At 52.6% G+C, this 17482-nt stretch carries 17 protein-coding genes; 8 read left to right on the top strand and 9 right to left on the bottom strand.

Annotation, left to right across the window (positions count from 1 at the left end):
* Window positions 1–88: 88 nt before the first annotated feature.
* Window positions 89–418, top strand: a complete 330-nt coding sequence (locus AC2FNE_RS20185) for a hypothetical protein (RefSeq protein ID WP_170479567.1) — start codon at window positions 89–91, stop codon at window positions 416–418.
* A 24-nt stretch (window positions 419–442) separates the two neighbouring features.
* Here the strand turns inward: AC2FNE_RS20185 and AC2FNE_RS20180 are convergent, their stop codons facing one another.
* On the bottom strand, window positions 443–949 hold the full coding sequence (locus tag AC2FNE_RS20180) for an ion channel (RefSeq protein ID WP_496806127.1): 507 nt from the start codon (window positions 947–949) through the stop codon (window positions 443–445).
* Between the two features lie 76 nt (window positions 950–1025).
* Window positions 1026–1931, bottom strand: a complete 906-nt coding sequence (gene trhO, locus AC2FNE_RS20175; protein ID WP_496806126.1) for an oxygen-dependent tRNA uridine(34) hydroxylase TrhO — start codon at window positions 1929–1931, stop codon at window positions 1026–1028.
* A gap of 95 nt (window positions 1932–2026) precedes the next feature.
* Here trhO and pncA point away from each other — a divergent pair, with 95 nt between their 5' ends.
* Window positions 2027–2620 carry a bifunctional nicotinamidase/pyrazinamidase gene (gene pncA, locus AC2FNE_RS20170; protein ID WP_170602984.1) on the top strand — a complete coding sequence of 198 codons (594 nt, stop codon included), beginning with the start codon at window positions 2027–2029 and terminating at the stop codon, window positions 2618–2620.
* 3 nt (window positions 2621–2623) lie between these two features.
* On the opposite strand, the gene AC2FNE_RS20165 is transcribed toward pncA, so the two are convergent.
* Window positions 2624–3157 (bottom strand): hypothetical protein, encoded by a 534-nt coding sequence (locus AC2FNE_RS20165; RefSeq protein ID WP_170602982.1) that lies wholly within the window; start codon window positions 3155–3157, stop codon window positions 2624–2626.
* Between the two features lie 163 nt (window positions 3158–3320).
* Here AC2FNE_RS20165 and pncB point away from each other — a divergent pair, with 163 nt between their 5' ends.
* Window positions 3321–4613 carry a nicotinate phosphoribosyltransferase gene (gene pncB / locus AC2FNE_RS20160; protein WP_170479578.1) on the top strand — a complete coding sequence of 431 codons (1293 nt, stop codon included), beginning with the start codon at window positions 3321–3323 and terminating at the stop codon, window positions 4611–4613.
* Window positions 4614–4616: 3 nt separating this feature from the next.
* On the opposite strand, the gene AC2FNE_RS20155 is transcribed toward pncB, so the two are convergent.
* The 6 genes from AC2FNE_RS20155 to AC2FNE_RS20130 are packed head-to-tail and all read right to left on the bottom strand — an operon-like array spanning window position 4617 to window position 12099.
* Window positions 4617–6068, bottom strand: coding sequence for an aldehyde dehydrogenase family protein (locus AC2FNE_RS20155; RefSeq protein ID WP_496806125.1), 1452 nt, complete (start codon window positions 6066–6068; stop codon window positions 4617–4619).
* A gap of 21 nt (window positions 6069–6089) precedes the next feature.
* Window positions 6090–7694 carry an ABC transporter ATP-binding protein gene (locus tag AC2FNE_RS20150; protein WP_496806124.1) on the bottom strand — a complete coding sequence of 535 codons (1605 nt, stop codon included), beginning with the start codon at window positions 7692–7694 and terminating at the stop codon, window positions 6090–6092.
* Window positions 7691–8506, bottom strand: coding sequence for an ABC transporter permease (locus AC2FNE_RS20145; protein ID WP_170602977.1), 816 nt, complete (start codon window positions 8504–8506; stop codon window positions 7691–7693). Before AC2FNE_RS20145 ends, AC2FNE_RS20150 begins: the two co-directional genes overlap by 4 nt.
* Window positions 8503–9450 carry an ABC transporter permease gene (locus AC2FNE_RS20140; RefSeq protein WP_170479585.1) on the bottom strand — a complete coding sequence of 316 codons (948 nt, stop codon included), beginning with the start codon at window positions 9448–9450 and terminating at the stop codon, window positions 8503–8505. The genes AC2FNE_RS20145 and AC2FNE_RS20140 overlap by 4 nt, the downstream gene beginning before the upstream one ends.
* 40 nt (window positions 9451–9490) lie before the next feature.
* Window positions 9491–10561, bottom strand: a complete 1071-nt coding sequence (locus AC2FNE_RS20135) for a ligand-gated ion channel (protein WP_170479587.1) — start codon at window positions 10559–10561, stop codon at window positions 9491–9493.
* A 56-nt stretch (window positions 10562–10617) separates the two neighbouring features.
* Window positions 10618–12099, bottom strand: a complete 1482-nt coding sequence (locus AC2FNE_RS20130; protein ID WP_170603669.1) for an ABC transporter substrate-binding protein — start codon at window positions 12097–12099, stop codon at window positions 10618–10620.
* A 173-nt stretch (window positions 12100–12272) separates the two neighbouring features.
* Here AC2FNE_RS20130 and panB point away from each other — a divergent pair, with 173 nt between their 5' ends.
* The 5 genes from panB (at window position 12273) to AC2FNE_RS20105 (ending at window position 17445) form a co-directional block, all read left to right on the top strand.
* Complete coding sequence (panB, locus tag AC2FNE_RS20125) at window positions 12273–13112, top strand: 3-methyl-2-oxobutanoate hydroxymethyltransferase (protein ID WP_170602976.1); 840 nt, start codon at window positions 12273–12275, stop codon at window positions 13110–13112.
* Window positions 13109–13960 carry a pantoate--beta-alanine ligase gene (panC, locus tag AC2FNE_RS20120; RefSeq protein ID WP_170602975.1) on the top strand — a complete coding sequence of 284 codons (852 nt, stop codon included), beginning with the start codon at window positions 13109–13111 and terminating at the stop codon, window positions 13958–13960. Before panB ends, panC begins: the two co-directional genes overlap by 4 nt.
* Before the next feature lie 69 nt (window positions 13961–14029).
* Entirely contained in the window at window positions 14030–15508 is a 1479-nt protein-coding gene (glpK, locus tag AC2FNE_RS20115) for a glycerol kinase GlpK (RefSeq protein WP_170602974.1), read from the top strand.
* Between the two features lie 148 nt (window positions 15509–15656).
* A complete protein-coding gene (locus tag AC2FNE_RS20110; protein WP_170602973.1) occupies window positions 15657–16886 on the top strand; it encodes a DUF3179 domain-containing (seleno)protein in 1230 nt (409 codons plus the stop codon).
* Window positions 16887–16908: 22 nt separating this feature from the next.
* Entirely contained in the window at window positions 16909–17445 is a 537-nt protein-coding gene (locus AC2FNE_RS20105) for a sulfatase-like hydrolase/transferase (RefSeq protein ID WP_496806123.1), read from the top strand.
* The last annotated feature ends 37 nt before the right edge of the window (window positions 17446–17482 follow it).

The following is a 17482-nucleotide window of genomic DNA, read 5'->3' as shown; positions in this document are numbered from 1 at the left end:
ACGCAGACCAACCCTGCCAGCAGAATTCTTGAAAAAGTTCCTAAAATGTTCTATATTTGTTCTCTAATGGAACGGAGGTTCTTGAGCAATGACCAATGCCGCCCATCAAAACTGGTTCGACGCACCCAGCAACGATTATCATCTGCTGCCTGTAACAGACCGGCAAATGAGATACGCCCGCGCAATTGCCGAGAAATCCGCAATGGAAATTCCGGTAGAAGCGCAACGGGATCGTAAATCGCTTTCGGCTTGGATATCGGCACACAAACCACATGACCCTTCGCCTTTCGCCAATTATCCGACTGGAAAACAGGTTTCATTTGCCGAAAGGATATCGCGTATCAAGCGCCGACCAATTCCAAGCGAATGCTTTCGCAACAAACAAATGATGTCTCAGTGGATTGACCGGAACAAATAGGCTCAAATAAACGGCTTTTACGCATCATGTGGTGTTGGGATGGGACCTGCCATAAAGACCAACGGCGGCAGCGACAAACAAACCCAAAAGAATGTAACCCGTTATTGCCTCGGTAACAGCCAATGCGCGGCAAAGCCCGGCAGGGCGTAAGTCTCCAAAGCCCACGGTGGTAAAGGTCACATAAGAGAAATAAAGGACATCAGCGGGACCACCGGCACCCACGACACACAGATCGTAATACCCGAAAGAACCGTAAACAGCAGCGAAAAGAAAAGGCACAACCTGTATGAAGGAAATGCCCATCAACAAAAGCTGGCGACGTGGAGATCTGACCTGGGTGATGTAATACCACGTCTGAGACACAAGCCAGATCAAGAGGCCAACCGTGGCTATAGTCCCGATTGTGTTCCCTGCGGCAGCCTCGCTTAGATTCGACAGAACAATCCAGATCAAAAAGCTGGCTAACACTAGACCGCACGCTGCGACCAAGGTCGACTTCCACTCCTCCAAAGTAGTTGGGTCGCGACGCATTAGACCTCCGACAGAAATACCTGCAGGCGATCATCCAGTTTCCCAGCGCTGGTCGCAACCAAAAATAAAAACGAGATCAATCGGAAAATAGGTGTTCTGTGCCGCGATTCCGGGCCAAGACAATTTGCCGTTGACGTTCTCGAAAACGCGCCTTGTCTTGTTCCGAAGTTTCATTAACACATTGGTGGCAAGCCACTCCAACCTCGAATTCCGGTCGCTTCATGTCCTCGGGTCTGATCGGGCGACGACACCCATGGCACAGGCTATGCGGGCCCTCAACCAGCCCGTGCCCAACAGAAACACGATTGTCAAAAACAAAACACTCGCCTTGCCAGGTGCTGTCTTTTTCCTGCATTTCCTCGAGATATCGAAGGATGCCGCCTTTTAGGTGATAGACGTCTTCAACCCCTTGCCCCAAAAGGTAATTAGTGGATTTCTCGCACCGGATGCCTCCGGTGCAAAACATTGCAACGCGCTTATTGTGAAAACGCTCCTTATTTTCCTGCCACCAACGTGGAAAATCGCGAAAACTGCTAGTTTTAGGGTCTATCGCGCCCTCAAATGTTCCGATTGCCACCTCATAATCATTCCGGGTGTCGATGACCACCACATCATCAGATCGGATCAAGTCGTTCCAGTCTTGCGGCTCGACGTAATTCCCGACGGTCGCACGTGGATCGACGTTGGGTTGGCCCATCGTGACTATTTCTTTTTTGAGGCGCACTTTCATTTTTCCGAATGGAGGGTGGTCCGAAGTGGCCTCTTTCCATTCTAAATCCCCGCATCCAGGCAAGCTGCGGATATGGTCCAACACCGCATCAATTCCGGGACGCGGACCGGCAATGGTGCCGTTAATCCCCTCTTTGGCCAATAACAGGGTTCCTTTAACCGAGTGCGCGCGACAAAGTTCCTTCAATGCGGGACGCAAGGAGTCTGGGTCGGGGAACCGTGTAAAATGATAGAGGGCAGCGATCGTATACATGCGCGCGATCTAATGCCAGCGCGTCAAAGACGCAAGAGAGCGGATTGACGGCACCTTCACCTAGCCATACCGATAGGTCAACAATAGGAGGCCCCATGACCCACGCGCTGCTTGTAATAGATGTCCAGAACGATTTCTGCCCTGGCGGCGCTCTTGCCGTTCCCGGCGGAGACGAAGTGGTCGCTCCTATCAACGCGATGATGACTGATTTTGATGCGGTGATTCTGACGCAAGATTGGCATCCGGCGGTACATTCCTCTTTTGCCAGTCAGCATGACGACAAGAACCCGTTTGACACAACCGAAATGCATTATGGTGAACAGGTTCTTTGGCCTGATCACTGCGTACAAGGCACTGAAGGTGCCAATTTCCACCCCGGGCTGAATACACATGCCGACTTGGTCATTCGCAAGGGCTTTCGCAAAGACATCGACAGCTACTCCGCCTTTTTTGAAAATGACCGGGAAACACCAACAGGGCTGGAAGGTTATCTGAAATCGCGCGGGATCGCAAAACTGACAATCGTTGGTTTGGCCACAGATTTCTGCGTACATTATTCCGCCGTTGATGCAGCGCGGCTAGGGTTTGACGTGACTGTTCGTACTGATGCCTGCCGAGCCATCGACATGGAAGGATCTCTGGCTGCAGCAAAACAGGCCATGAAGGCAGCAGGTGTCAAGCTTGAGTGATCGCTAAGGCGTCGTTCCCTGAGAGGCCAGAAATTTGATAACAACAAAGAAGATTACCGCCAGACCCAAAGCAAACCCAATCCGGCCTATCAACGATTGGCGTTCTGAAACATCCGCCGCGGGCGAGCCGTTAACTTTCGGCGAATCTCTCAGTTGTCTGGCAAAACCCGCTTTGGGTCGCGCCGTTCTGACATGTTGCAAGAACTGCCAGAAGTCAAACTCACCACAGTATTCGCCTTGAACGCCCATATTTCGGATATTCGCGAATAATCGTTTGAGGATACGCTCGCGGTTTCGGGAATCTTCGGGTGAATAGAATCCGGGCGTGGCATTCTTTCCTGCGGTTTCCAGGCTAAATCCTGACTCCAGAAATATTCTGCGGATTTTGGGCGAAGCCCCACGCAATGCGTCCGCGGTTTTGATGTCCCGAAATTGCGCGCGCACTGGGGGGGCACCCGTGACCGGCGTCAAGGCGTGCTCAGGATCAATCTCATCGGGAGCGATCGCGACTATATCAAAGTCGTACTCGAGACCCATTCACTCACTTCAACCTTCTTTTTAACCCATCCCCTCGCTAACTTCCGAGGGGCACTGACAATAAGCCGGTAATACGACTTGACCTTAGCATTGTTACCTATTTGGCGACCCTTGCCAATCACCGCGTCGATTGATCTAACAGCGGAAATTGCAGGAGTTCCCCATGGTCGACATTGCAACGCGTGTCTACAATCACAAATGGAAGATCGACCCAATTGTAAGGTCTTTAATAGACACAGACTTCTACAAACTGCTGATGTGCCAGTCAGTGTTTCGAAATAAGCCCCAAACAGATGTCACTTTTTCGCTGATAAATCGTTCGAATCACGTTCCATTGGCAAAATTGATCGACGAAGGCGAATTGCGCGAGCAGTTGGACCACATCCGCTCACTTGGTCTGAGTCGGGGAGAAAGCACTTGGCTTCGGGGCAATACTTTCTACGGCAAACGGCAAATGTTCCGCTCGGATTTCATGAAATGGTTCGAGAACTTGCGATTGCCGCCCTATCACCTTGAACGCAAGGGAGATCAGTACGAACTGACCTTTGAAGGCAAATGGCACGAGGTCATGCTATGGGAAATTCCCGCACTTGCGGTCCTGATGGAGTTGCGGTCGCGTGCGGTTCTGAATGATATGCGCCGTTTCGAACTGCAGGTGCTTTATGCCCGCGCTATGACACGCGTTTGGGAAAAAATCGAAAAACTACGGACGATAAAAGGACTTGGGATCGCGGACTTTGGTACGCGGCGGCGGCATTCCTTCCTTTGGCAGGATTGGTGTGTTCAGGCAATGATCGAAGGGCTGGGAAGGTCTTTCACAGGCACCTCGAACTGCCTGATTGCTATGCGGCGCGAGGTTGAAGCGATCGGAACCAACGCCCATGAACTGCCCATGGTCTATTCCGCTTTGGCAAACACGGACGAAGAGTTAGCCCAGGCACCATACGATGTTCTAAGCGACTGGCACGAAGAACATGACGGTAACTTGCGCATCATCCTACCGGATACGTACGGAACCAAGGGGTTCCTGGAACGCGCACCAGACTGGCTTGCAGGATGGACCGGGATCCGTATCGACAGCGGTGATCCGGCAAAGGCCGCCAAAATCGCGATTGACTGGTGGAAATCTCGCGGCGAGGACCCGTTGCAAAAGAGGATTATCTTTTCTGACGGGTTGGACGTGGACAAGATCCGCGATCTGCACGCGCAGTTCGCCGATCTGACCTCGGTATCATTTGGCTGGGGCACCTTGTTAACGAACGATTTTCGCGGCCTTGTACCTGGCGACGCGTTGGCCCCATTTTCTCTGGTCTGCAAGGCCGTATCTGCCAATGGACGCCCGACAGTTAAACTGTCGGATAACCCAGAAAAGGCAATGGGTCCCGCCGACGAAATCAAACGCTACAAGCGTGTCTTCGGCGTGGGAGTGCAGGATTCGATCGAGGTAATCGTCTGATTGCTAGCCGTGAAAGGCCGCAACCGTTTTTAACTGCGAAAAGCCGTACAGAGCTTCAAACCCCTTTTCGCGACCATGACCCGATTTACCGACACCGCCGAACGGCAGTTCGACGCCCCCACCTGCGCCGTAGTTGTTGATGAAAATTTGCCCGGAACGCAGCCGTTTCGCCAGCCGCATTTGTCGTGCCCCGTTGGCAGTCCAGATACTCGCCACAAGACCATATTCTGTGCTGTTTGCTATTGTTAGAGCCTGTTTTTCAGTGTCAAATGGAATCAAGACCTGAACTGGGCCAAATATCTCATCTCGCGCCAGAACATGATCCGACGGAACATCACAGTACAATGTCGGCTTTACATAGGCGCCACTGTCGGGGGCACCCGAAACTATCTGACCCTCCGCGGCAATCGTCAGGTCAGACCCTATTTTTAAAAAATTACTGACTATTTCCTTTTGCCGATCCGAGATCAAGGGGCCGATCCTTAGGTCTTGCAAAGCCGGGCCTACCGTCAGTTGCTCATACGCCTCTGCCATGTTGGACTTAACCTTATCGTAAACGCCGCGTTGCACAAGAATGCGGGACGAGGCCGAGCATGTTTGTCCCGCATTCTGAATTCCGGCGTTGACGAGAAATGGTAGCGCGGCATCCAAATCCGCGTCATCAAACACCAGTTGCGGTGATTTGCCTCCCAATTCCAACGTTACAGGCACCACATTGCGCCCTGCAGATTGCTGCACCAGCGCCCCAGATTCGACCGAACCAGTGAACGAAATATGATTCACACCTGGATGCGACGACAAAGCTGCCCCGGCTTCGGCGCCCAATCCCGTGACGACATTCAACGCGCCAGCGGGCAGTCCAGCCTCTAGCGCTAAGTGGGCAAAAGCCAACGCGGTCAAACACGCCTCTTCCGCCGGTTTCAGAACACAGGCATTTCCCATCGCCAAAGCCGCGCCGACGGACCGGCCAATTATCTGCATTGGATAATTCCACGGCACAATATGACCGGTAACCCCGTGCGGTTCGCGCAGCGTGTAAACGGTATACCCGTCCAAATAGGGTATAGTCTGCCCCATAACCTTATCCGCCGCACCGCCATAGAATTCGCAATAACGCGCTAAAGCGACGGCATCTGCCTTTGCTTGGGTTAACGGTTTCCCCACGTCCACTGCCTCCAGCTGCGCCAGCTCATCGACACGCTCGGAAACCAATCGGCTCAATCGCGACAAGATACGCCCCCGTTCAAACGCTGTCATTCTGCCCCAATCGCCGTCTCGGGCGGATTGGGCCGCGTTTACTGCGGCATCCACATCCCAAGTTTCACCTCGCGCGATACGACATATTTCGGACCCATCAGAAGGGTTCTTAAGCGCCAGGGTTTTGCCAGTCGCTGAGGAAAGCCATTCGCCACCGATCAAAACCAGACTTGGATCAAACCAAAGCGCTTGCGACATAAGGTGCTCCTGTTTCAGGCTCTAATAAGACGTTTTTGCCAATTTTATTTCAGGCAGACGCGGTGATGCCGCAATCAATTCTCGAGTATACGCGTGTTGCGGGTCTGAAAAAACATGTTCGGTTTTTCCTTGTTCGACGATCCGCCCTGCCCGCATGACCATCAACCGGTCTGTAATGGTTCGAACAACGCTCAAATCGTGGCTGATAAATAAATAGGTCAGATGATACTCCCGGCATAGTTTCGCCAGCAGATCGAGGATCTGCGCACGAACCGAAACATCAAGGGCCGACACAGCCTCGTCAAACAGGATCAGTTCGGGGCGGATTATCAAGGCCCGCGCAATTGCAATCCGCTGACGCTGCCCGCCTGAAAACTCGTGAATGTACTTTCCCGCGTCGTCAGGGTTAAGGCCAACAGCCGTCAACATTTCAGCAACGCGGTGATGCCTTTCAGCTTGGGTAGGAGGTGTTTCCAAGAGGTGGAGTGGTTCAGTAATCAGACGCCCGACGCGGTGACGGGGGTTAAAGCTGCCGAACGGATCCTGAAACACAACCTGTAACTTTCTTCGTACCTCAAGATTAGGCTTGTGGCCAGTGAAGACCGGCTGGCCATCCAACCGAATTTGACCGCTCTGGACATCTTCCAACCCTAAAATTGCCCTTGTTAGGGTCGATTTTCCGCAACCAGATTCACCAACCAGCCCCAGACGCTCACCACTGTTTAATGTAAAGCTGACTGAGTCGACCGCTCTGTGATGCTTTGGGTTTTCGAAAAGGCGGCCTCGCGGCAATCGATATTCACGCACGACATCAGTGACTTCCAGCAGAACCCGTGGCTTCGGTGTTTTTGGTAACTCGACCTGATGGCCGGATGCTTCAAACAACATACGAGTATATGGGTGCTTCATATTGCTCAGCAGGTGTTGCGTTTCCCCCTCTTCGACCACGATACCATTGCGCATTACAACAATCCTGTCGGCCAGATCCGCAACCACGGCCAGATCATGGGTGATCATCAACAGGCCCATGCCGTATTCTTTCACCAAACCCTTAAGCAACCCGAGAATCTGTGCTTGTGTCGTGACATCCAGTGCCGTCGTTGGCTCATCCGCAATTAGCAACTTGGGTCTTAGCGCAATGGCCATTGCGATGACAACGCGCTGGCGCTGACCGCCCGAAAGTTCATGCGGATAGCGAGATAACGGAAATCGATCAGGTGGCAGGCCTACCCGGATCAGAACGTCGCGGGTTTTCTCATACGCCTTGTCGGGAGACGTGGCCTTGTGGATCAAAATAGTCTCGGCCACTTGATCACCTATAGTCTTCACCGGGTTCAGGGCCGTCATCGGTTCTTGGAACACCATTCCAACTGCGGCCCCGCGTAGATTGCACATCTGGGGTTCGGACAGTCCCAATAAGTTCTGCCCGTTCAAGTCAATCTCACCCTTTTGAACGGATCCGCCTGGAAGAAGCTGCATAACCGCCAGAGCTGTCATGGATTTACCCGACCCGCTTTCCCCGGTCACAGCCACGATCTGTCCAGAATCTATGGACAGGTTAATTTGCTCGAGTATCGGGCGATCTTCGATTTCAACCGAGAGATTTGTTATTTGCAACAAGCTCATGCCCGCGCCACCCGGATACGAGGATCCAACCAATCCCTCAACCCGTCGCCCAATAAGTTCAACCCCAGTACGGTTACAATGATCGCAAGTCCGGGGATCAGAGCCAAATGCGGTGCAATTCCGACCATTGTCTGCGCATCGGCCAACATGCGGCCCCAGCTCGGCGTGGGTGGCTGCGCGCCAAGACCAACATAACTCAACCCAGCCTCCGCAAGAATTCCCAGAGAGAACTGGATGGTACCCTGAACGATCAACAAATTGGCAACGTTGGGCAGAATATGCTCAACTGAAATTCTGGCAGTTCCCTTGCCCGCAACGCGGGCCGCAAGGATGAACTCTCGCTCCCACAGCGATAACGCGGCACCGCGCGATATCCGGGCGAATACAGGAATGTTGAAAATGCCGATTGCGATGATCGCGTTAATTGCCCCAGCCCCAAAAACGGCAGTGATAAGGATTGCTATGACCAAAGAGGGGAAAGCAAAAACCAAATCGTTGCCACGCATGATTACTTCGTCAAGCCACGATCCTTTTCGCGCAGCGGCAGTCAGTCCAAGTGGCACGCCCAGCGCGATGCCGATTCCGACGGCTACTAGTGCCACGGCAATCGAAGTACGGGCACCGACCATAATCATCGAAAACATGTCGCGTCCGAAATGATCGGTCCCGAACCAATGCGCATTATCCGGAGGTGCGAGCTTGGACGGAATATCCAATGCGGCGTGATCATATGGTGTCCAAATGAACGAAACCAATGCCGCAAGAACTACCAAGGAGGACAACGCGGCCCCCAGGATTAGATTTCGGCTCATGTCCTGCTCCTGAGCCGGGGATCAACTGCGGCATATGCCAGATCAACTAGAAAGTTCACTGTGATAACGGCAAAGACCAGTAACATCACAACAGATTCCACAACAATCAGGTCTCGGGCTGAAATCGCCTGAAACACCAGCCGCCCCAACCCTGGAAGATAAAAAACCTGCTCTATGATGATGGACCCGGCCAGCAGAAACGAAAATTGCAACCCGATAATAGTTAGCACCGGAATTAAAGCATTCCGAACACCGTGCCGCCACAAAGCCTGACGTCGAGACAGACCCTTGGCACGCGCGGTGCGCATATAATCTTCCCCCAGTATGTCCAATAGCGCGGATCGCATAACTCGGGCCAGAATCGCCGCCTGAGGTAAGGCAAGGGCGATAGCAGGAAGGGTCAAGGAATGCAGTCCGACCCAAAGCCCGCTCTCCCAACCAGCAAAACCGCCAGCGTTAAACCAAGGCAGATTAATCGCAAAAATCAAAACGAGCATCATTGCGAACCAGAAGTTGGGCACCGCGATGCCAAGTTGTGTCGCGCCCATCACAGCCAAATCCCCCGGCTTGCCGCGTCTTGCTGCCGCATAAATTCCGGCTGGAAAAGCTATCATTGTCGAAAGTGCTAGAGCGTAAAGCGCTAGCGGAAGTGATACCCACAACCGGTCAGCGATCATTTGCGAAACGGGAGTGCGATAGGTGTATGAGGTGCCAAAATCTCCGACCAGCATTCCCCCAATCCAATTCAAATACCGGTCGAATTTGGAAACATCTAACCCAAGTTCTGCCCGCAGCGCAGCAAGTGTGTCTTCTTGGGCGTTGACACCCAACATGAACGATGCCGGATCGCCCGGAGCAACTTCGATTACTGCAAAGATAACAACCGATGAAACCACAAGGCTGATTACCAGCGACATCAAACGTTTGAGAGTGTAGCGAAGCATGGTTTAGACGTTAGAGTCACATACTCCGCTGGTCCAGAACCTAAGGCACCAAAAGATATGCGAAAACCGCGTAGGCGATGATTGCAGCGTAGCCTAAAGGATAGATCCATTTGATCGCATAATTGTCCAGAACTCTGGCCGTCCCCTCTCGCCCAGACACCTTTAGTTTCCGCAGGGCTACATTGAACACAATCAACGCTCCGGTCATCAGAAACATGCATTGGAGGATAAAATCCAGAAAAGTCAGATAGCCCAGCCTGGGAAGATCGGCGGAAATCGCCCAATTAAAGGCTACAAACACCAAAAGATTACCTCCGGCGATCTCAATCCTGCGTCGATACTCATCCAGAAAAAACAGGGCCCAGCCGACCGTTATCAGAACCAGCATCGGCAAAAAGACACGAATTATGTAATAAGTAAGGTGACGACTTCCTTCGAATATCAGCGCGACCTGGTCACTGTCGCGACCCGACAGGCCAACAACCTTGGACGCTTCTAGCCTTGCGCCGCCCAATATCCACTCTTCTTCGCCCAACAAATCCCCCAGGCCGGAGAAGTCATCCAAGGGATAGTAGGACACGTAATCCGACGGGAAAATCGAAACCACGTCAAAGTGGAACTCCTGCGTGTCGAACGGATATTTCCGGAAATCAAAATGAGGGGCCTGCAAAGTTAGAGACGATTTTTCAACGTACACCACACGCCCGTCATATCGCAATGAAGCCGCCGCTTCGTGGATCCACTTATTTGACTGTTGATTGTGGATGACAAATGCAGGAAGCACTGCCCCGATTTCAGCAGCATGATCCGCCAATGCCCGCGGATTGAAAACCTTGATGTCCCGCCTCAGTTCTTCGCGATCAAACGCCAGCGCAGGGTCGATCCACTCGACACGCAAAACAACGACGGCACCGTAATTTTCGGCTTTTTGGTCCACATTTGTGATTTGATCGATCTTGATTCCAATACCGACTTCCAGTGGATTCTCTGGCGTTCCTGCCAAAGCATCCAACCGGTTATCAAGGATGTTCTGTGCGTTTGCCTGACCAACCGCCAGCGATATTAGCCAAACAGTAAAAAGGCATAGCGTTAGAAATCGTGGGAAATTCATGACCGATAGTTAACTGAAAGGTTTGTTGGGGCCGCACAAAGCGGCCCGTCTTTCTGTTATTCCGACCAACTGATTGCGGTCAGGTCTATGGCCGCCGTCGGAGCGTTTTCCCAAAGACCCTGAATTCCGGCCTTGGCCACACCCAACTTGGCCAACTGAAACAAGAAGCCGTTAACATAATCGTTTGAGATCAACCTCTGTGCTTCACCCATCAACTTTGTACGCTCATCGGGATCGGTAGTGGAGTTCAACGTGTCCATCAATGCCTGAAAATCGGTGCTGTCATATTGAAAGTAATAATCTGGCCGAGCGTAGATGCCGATATCCATCGGCTCTGTGTGGCTGACGATTGTCAGCCCAAAATCTTTTCCTTTGAATACCGATTCCAGCCATTGCGCCCATTCGACATTGATAATCTCGGCCTTGATACCGACATCCGCCAGCTGTGCCGCAATAATTTCCCCTCCTCGACGCGCATAAGACGGGGGTGGCAGGTGCAGGGTAGTCTCAAATCCGCCTTCAAAACCTGCTTCGGCCAACAGCGCCCGTGACTTTTCGGGGTCATATGCGGAAACTCCTGTCAAATCGACATAAGCTGGGTTGTGCGGCGCAAAATGCGTACCGATCGGGGTTCCATACCCAAACATCGCTCCGTCAATTATGGCCTGACGGTCTATAGCGTGCGCAAGCGCCTGGCGCACTCGGATATCGTCAAACGGCGGCTGTTTGTTGTTGGTGGACAAGATCGTTTCGCCCTCGGTCGAGCCAACGAGAACCTGAAACCTCGGATCAGCTTCGAACTGAGGCAGGTTTTCTGGCGCCGGGAAATTGTCGAATGCGTCAATATCCTCTGCCATCATCGCGGCGAAAGCAGCGGTTGGGTCCGAGATGAACTTGAAGGTTGCCGATTCCAAAGCTGGTTCTTCACCCCAGTAATTCGGGTTCCTCTTCAAAGTGATGCTGTCACCTTGCACCCAATTGTCGAAGGTAAACGCCCCGGTGCCCACCGGATTGGTCTTGATATTTTCAATACTCTCAGGCGCGACGATGACCGCATCCCCCCAGGCCAGATTGAACAAGAAGTTTCCATTTGGCTCTTTTAGGGTCATTTTTACGGTCAACGGGTCGACAACCTCGACGCTTTCTATTCCAGCAAACAAAGCTTTCTGGGCATTTGCACTGTCTTCAGCAGTGGCACGGTCAAGGCTGAATTTAACGTCTTCGGCATCCATCGCGGTGCCGTCGTGAAAGGTCACGCCATCGCGCAACTTGAATGTGTAGACTTTCCCATCATCCGAAATCTCCCAACTTTCGGCAAGTCCGGGTACAACCGAACCATCACCCATAAAACGGGTCAGTCCTTCAAAGACGTTGGTATAAACCACCGAATCGATGGCTTGCGCTGCCGCACTGGTCGGATCCAGGTGCGGTGGCTCAAGTTGCATGGCAATGGTTATGTCCGACTTCGCGAACGCTTGTGACCCAATCAGAATAGCGCCAAGCGCCAAGGCTGAGGTGAAAGATCGAACCGACTGCATTCCCATAAAATTCACTCCCCATTTAATGGATTGGTCCGCGTTTCGCGGATCGTTCTGAGACCAATGTCCCTTTAAACCTTGGGTCAATCAAGGAATTGTTGGCGCAACCGGGGTTTCTTTGCCCCGTTTGCTTCTGCTATGCGGCGCTGCAACAAGAACCCGCAGGAGCGAGCATGAGCGCCACGGCCCGCAAAAAAGCCCCAAACGCCGAAGACATTCGCGCCCGAAAGGGCGGAACGCCTTTGGTTAGTCTGACGGCCTACACAACGCCAATGGCCCAGCTAATGGATGCCCATTGCGACTTTGTGCTTGTAGGTGACAGCGTCGGAATGGTCCTGCACGGGCTTACCTCAACGCTTGGGGTGACGATGGAGATGATGATTCTGCATGGTCAGGCGGTTGCGCGCGGCTTGAACAAAGCAATGATGGTAATCGACATGCCTTTTGCCAGTTATGAAGAAAGCACTGAGCAAGCCTTCCGAAATGCCGCTAGGCTGATGGCCGAAACAGGCGCAGGCGCCGTTAAACTGGAAGGCGGAGTCGAAATGGCCGAAACCATTCGCTTTTTGGTAAAGCGCGGCATTCCAGTGATGGCGCATATTGGCCTGACACCTCAGTCAATCAATACTTTGGGCGGATATAAAGTTCAGGGTCGCGCCGAACTCTCTGACGCCGTTGTTGATGACGCGCGGGCAGTTGCTAAAGCTGGAGCGTTTTCCGTTGTGTTAGAGAAGGTTCCGCAGGTATTGGCCGACCGGATAACTGAAGAGGTCGACATTCCAACTATCGGAATCGGAGCTTCGGCCGGATGCGATGGGCAAATCCTTGTAGTCGACGACATGGTCGGGTTTTTCACAGCGTTCAAACCAAAGTTTGTGAAACGCTACGCCGAGTTGGGTCCACTAGCTGAAGCTGCAATCGCGGAATATGCCTCTGATGTACGCGCGCGCGCATTTCCCACGGATGCACACGTCTTTAGCGATCAGCCAACTCCCGCGGAAACAACAGTATGACCGCCCCAATCCTGCGCAGTCTGAAAGACCTGCGCGCACTTACCACCCAATGGCACCGTGATGATGAAACGATCGGCGTCGTACCAACCATGGGCGCACTGCACGCAGGCCACCTTTCGCTGGTCGAAACCGCTAAGAAAGAATGCGACCAGGTCGTCGTCACAATCTTTGTGAATCCAACGCAGTTCAACAATCCCGAAGACCTGGACAGGTATCCACGTACCGAGGCTGAGGACGCCAATATACTTGAACCCTATGGTATCGGTGCAATCTATGTTCCCGAAGCAAAAGAAATTTACCCTGACGGATTTTCCACCACGGTTTCGGTGGCGGGGCTTGCGGACATGATGGAAGGCCCGGGCCGCCCCGGGCATTTCGAAGGTGTCGCTACGGTCGTTGCGAAACTGTTTCTGCAAACCCAAGCAGACAAAGCTTATTTTGGAGAAAAAGACTATCAACAATTGCTTGTGGTTCGCCGTATGGCCCGCGATTTGGACATTCCTGTTCAGGTTATCGGTTGTGAAACAGTACGGGAGCCTTCAGGCCTTGCTTTGTCATCGCGCAATGCCCGCCTGTCCACTGCCGGGATAGAGGTCGCCTCGAAAAAGTACCAGGTGATGCAACATGTCTCCGAAGGGCTTCGGACAGGTCAGGCAATGGATAGCTTGGTCGAGCAGGCGCAGTCGGTTCTGTTGGATGAGGGTTTCACGGAAATCGAGTACATGGAACTTCGCTGCGCCGAAACTCTTGAACTATTGACCCACGCGGAGCGCCCAGCCCGTCTTTTTGTCGCGGCATGGGTAGAAGGTGTTCGTTTGATCGATAATATTCCTGTTTTGCCAGCCTGATTTCTGTACTGGAACGTGCGCGACAGTTTGCGCTAATCTCCCGCAAAACGTTTTGGGGAGAGAGCAGGCATGACATATATTCTGGCGATCGATCAGGGAACAACGTCTTCGCGGGCCATTTTGTTTGACGAAAATATGCAGCGCGCAAATACCGCTCAGCAGGAGTTTACTCAGTATTTCCCGCAGGAAGGCTGGGTAGAACACGACGCTGAGGAAATTTGGGAAAGTGTTCTGAGCGTATGCCGTGAGGCTATGAAAGACGCTGACATTTCCGCTGATCAGATCGCTGCCATTGGAATTACGAACCAGCGCGAGACCACTGTTATCTGGGACCGCACGACAGGGAAGCCTATCCACAACGCGATTGTCTGGCAGGATCGTCGAACTGCCGAAATCTGCGACCGGTTTCGCAAAGCCGGATGCGAGGATGACGTGACTGCCCAAACGGGCTTGCTGTTGGATCCATATTTTTCAGGAACCAAGGTAAAGTGGCTGCTGGATACGGTTCCCGGCGCACGATCGCGGGCCAAGGCTGGCGAACTGTTGTTCGGGACCATAGACAGTTTCCTGATTTGGCGCCTGACTGAAGGCAGGATACACGCCACAGACGCAACCAATGCCGCCCGCACCTTGTTGTTTGATATTCACAACGGTGTATGGAGCGAAGAGATTTGTGATCTGCTGGACGTTCCGATGGCAATGCTGCCTGAGGTTAAAGACTGCGCTGCAGATTTCGGAAGCACTGCATTATTCGGTGGCGACATTCCGATTCTTGGGGTTGCAGGTGACCAACAGGCCGCCACCATAGGACAAGCGTGTTTTCACCCTGGAATGATGAAATCCACGTATGGCACTGGCTGCTTTGCGTTGTTGAACACAGGAAGTGAACCTGTCGAATCAAAAAACCGCCTTTTGACCACAATTGCTTATCAACTGGATGGTCAAAGAACCTACGCTCTGGAAGGGTCGATCTTTATCGCAGGAGCTGCGGTTCAATGGCTGCGCGATGCCCTACAGATCATAGACTCAGCTCCTCAAAGCGGTGAGTTGGCTGCGCAGGCCGATTCAAATCAGCATGTCGTTCTGGTTCCCGCCTTCACCGGCCTCGGGGCTCCGTATTGGAAACCGGACTGCCGCGGCGCCATGTTCGGTCTGACCCGAAATTCTGGCCGGCCCGAAATCGCTCGCGCGACGCTGGAGAGTATTGCATTTCAGACTCGGGACCTATGGCATGCCATGCAAGGTGATTGGGGAGATGATGCCAATGTCGTATTGCGCGTTGACGGGGGCATGAGCGCATCGAATTGGGCGATGCAGGGGTTGTCCGATATTCTTGGTGCTCCGGTCGACCGCCCGGTTATGCAAGAGACTACAGCTTTGGGCGCAGCTTGGCTGGCTGGTTCGAAGGCAGGTGTTTACCCGGATAGGGACGGCTTTTCCGACGCTTGGTCGCTTGATCGGCGCTTCGAGCCCGAAATGGCTCGGGACGATTGCGAAGCTGCGTACACGAGGTGGCAACGAGCTGTTTCCGCTACAATGGCATTTTGAGGTTTCCGGGGGGATCGACAGACCGAACCTTCAAAAGGTTCAAAAACTGTGGGATCACACTGTAATTTCGAAAATTCTAATCTGTATGTTTGTACGCCTTGATTAATACCACCCTGTGCCTAACATGGATGCGGAAACGGGGGGTTAAATGCTTGCAGCCATCGTCTTTTATCTCAGCTTGTTAATCTCTCTGGGAATTGGTTTCCTGTATTTTCGAGATTTAGGTGACGTCAGCCAAATGGTTCTCAAAGTCAAACGTGAGAACATGGTCCGCTTTATCCGAAACGAATACCGCCTGATCGTCGTGGCATCAGGCTGTCTTGTGCTGATGACTGTGACGCACTTTGGCTTTGGGTCGGGGCCAGGCTGGATTTATTGGATAGGCCTTATTTTGGGTCTGTTTCTGATCGGGTTTCCTTACGTCTGGGTGCATGTCGGTTTACGCAATCAAAAATCCAGTGCCCAATACTTCGATATTGATGAAGCTCGGGAATTTGTGAGTCCAAGCAGCCCCGTGCTGGTCAATGAAAACGAAGGAGTTGCCCGCGCCCATCCCGACGCGCAGTTGATGCGACCGCATCTTGCGGGAAATGAAGAAGGGCTGGGCGGCAGGAACGTTGTAATGACCTACTGCGCCATGGCCAATCTTGGGATCGGCTATACACCCGAAGTCGAAGGAAAAGCTTTGGATCTCGAGGTTGTTGCACAGCATGGCAACAATTTGATTTTACGCGACAACAATACAGGAGAGCCGATCCAACAAATTTACGGTTTTCGCGAGGCAGACAGCTCTAAAACCGACTCGGGCGCGGTCTGTCCTCTTAAACCATCGCTTGCCATGAAACCCTGGCCAACATTCCGAATGACGTTTCGCGGATTTCAAAAGGCTTATCCGGACGGTACTGTGTTTCTCAACAAACCCTCCAGCAATCCGTTATTGTTCCTTTTTGATAGCGCCATGGAGATGCTGTTTGCGGCGTCAATCGGTAAACACCACCGCGAAGCTGCCCCCGTAATGGATAATATGAGTCACTTTGATGATCGGCTGGACAACAAGACCTATGTTTGGGGTGTAGATATCGATGGCGATGCCGTTTGCTGGACCGACGATTTTGTTGTCGAACAGGGCAATTTGGTTAACACGCAAGTTGGGGGCCGCCCAATCGTTATTGCTTGGCACCCCAGATACGAAAGCCTTGGGTTCTGGTATAATACGACGGGTGCACCAGTTACCGAGATAGATTTCTTCGGCAATACGCCAAATGGCAAATTGGAACGCGTCGAGGCGTTGAAACCTGGAATGTTTTGGCATGTCTGGGTGGAGTTCTATCCCCATACAGACATCAATCGCACATCTGAGCAGGCAAAAGCGGCCTGATCAAAAAGCTTGGGAAGTTTGGATGAGACACATTATCTTGGCAACTGTACTTGGAACCTCTGCTTCTGCAGTCGTGGCGCAAAACGCCTCGATACTGCATGATTCCGAGTACTATGTTCTGGAAGCCCAGCATGCCGAACAATGGGCAGAGGATGACGCTGCCGTCGACGCCTTGCTTGCAGAGTTCCGCGCAAAAAATGACGGCAAACCACCGAACATCATCAGTGTTTTGATCGACGATATCGGATTTGGCGATCTTGGTATCCCCGAGCTGAACGCGGTTCGCGGATACGAGACCCCCAATATCAACGATTTCTCCGATCAGGCCATGCGTATGGTACGCATGTACACAGAACCCTCTTGCACACCTACTCGTGTTGCCCAGATGACTGGGCGGTTACCTGTGCGAATGGGTATGGGTGACACGACTGTCGACATCGCTGGGTTTGGCCTGCCGAGTGCCGAAGTGACTTTGGCCGAAGTATTAGGCAGCCGACTCATAAAACTCGATCCACAATCGTATCGAGGCCAGTTTGATCATGGCCATGAAGTTGCGTGACGTTTTCTCGTACCGGGTTGCGATACGTCGGAATGAG

It is taken from the genome of Ruegeria sp. YKSD179, assembly GCF_059612885.1.
The sequence above is the reverse complement of the archived record's forward strand: the minus strand, read 5'-3'. Positions and strand labels throughout refer to the sequence as shown.

Excerpts from the sequence above, each read along its gene's own strand:
- AC2FNE_RS20185 (WP_170479567.1), top strand. The coding sequence starts at position 89 with ATGACCAATGCCGCCCATCAAAACTGGTTCGACGCACCCAGCAACGAT.
- AC2FNE_RS20180 (WP_496806127.1), bottom strand. The coding sequence starts at position 949 with ATGCGTCGCGACCCAACTACTTTGGAGGAGTGGAAGTCGACCTTGGTC.
- trhO (WP_496806126.1), bottom strand. The coding sequence starts at position 1,931 with ATGTATACGATCGCTGCCCTCTATCATTTTACACGGTTCCCCGACCCA.
- pncA (WP_170602984.1), top strand. The coding sequence starts at position 2,027 with ATGACCCACGCGCTGCTTGTAATAGATGTCCAGAACGATTTCTGCCCT.
- AC2FNE_RS20165 (WP_170602982.1), bottom strand. The coding sequence starts at position 3,157 with ATGGGTCTCGAGTACGACTTTGATATAGTCGCGATCGCTCCCGATGAG.
- pncB (WP_170479578.1), top strand. The coding sequence starts at position 3,321 with ATGGTCGACATTGCAACGCGTGTCTACAATCACAAATGGAAGATCGAC.
- AC2FNE_RS20155 (WP_496806125.1), bottom strand. The coding sequence starts at position 6,068 with ATGTCGCAAGCGCTTTGGTTTGATCCAAGTCTGGTTTTGATCGGTGGC.
- AC2FNE_RS20150 (WP_496806124.1), bottom strand. The coding sequence starts at position 7,694 with ATGAGCTTGTTGCAAATAACAAATCTCTCGGTTGAAATCGAAGATCGC.
- AC2FNE_RS20145 (WP_170602977.1), bottom strand. The coding sequence starts at position 8,506 with ATGAGCCGAAATCTAATCCTGGGGGCCGCGTTGTCCTCCTTGGTAGTT.
- AC2FNE_RS20140 (WP_170479585.1), bottom strand. The coding sequence starts at position 9,450 with ATGCTTCGCTACACTCTCAAACGTTTGATGTCGCTGGTAATCAGCCTT.
- AC2FNE_RS20135 (WP_170479587.1), bottom strand. The coding sequence starts at position 10,561 with ATGAATTTCCCACGATTTCTAACGCTATGCCTTTTTACTGTTTGGCTA.
- AC2FNE_RS20130 (WP_170603669.1), bottom strand. The coding sequence starts at position 12,099 with ATGCAGTCGGTTCGATCTTTCACCTCAGCCTTGGCGCTTGGCGCTATT.
- panB (WP_170602976.1), top strand. The coding sequence starts at position 12,273 with ATGAGCGCCACGGCCCGCAAAAAAGCCCCAAACGCCGAAGACATTCGC.
- panC (WP_170602975.1), top strand. The coding sequence starts at position 13,109 with ATGACCGCCCCAATCCTGCGCAGTCTGAAAGACCTGCGCGCACTTACC.
- glpK (WP_170602974.1), top strand. The coding sequence starts at position 14,030 with ATGACATATATTCTGGCGATCGATCAGGGAACAACGTCTTCGCGGGCC.
- AC2FNE_RS20110 (WP_170602973.1), top strand. The coding sequence starts at position 15,657 with ATGCTTGCAGCCATCGTCTTTTATCTCAGCTTGTTAATCTCTCTGGGA.
- AC2FNE_RS20105 (WP_496806123.1), top strand. The coding sequence starts at position 16,909 with ATGAGACACATTATCTTGGCAACTGTACTTGGAACCTCTGCTTCTGCA.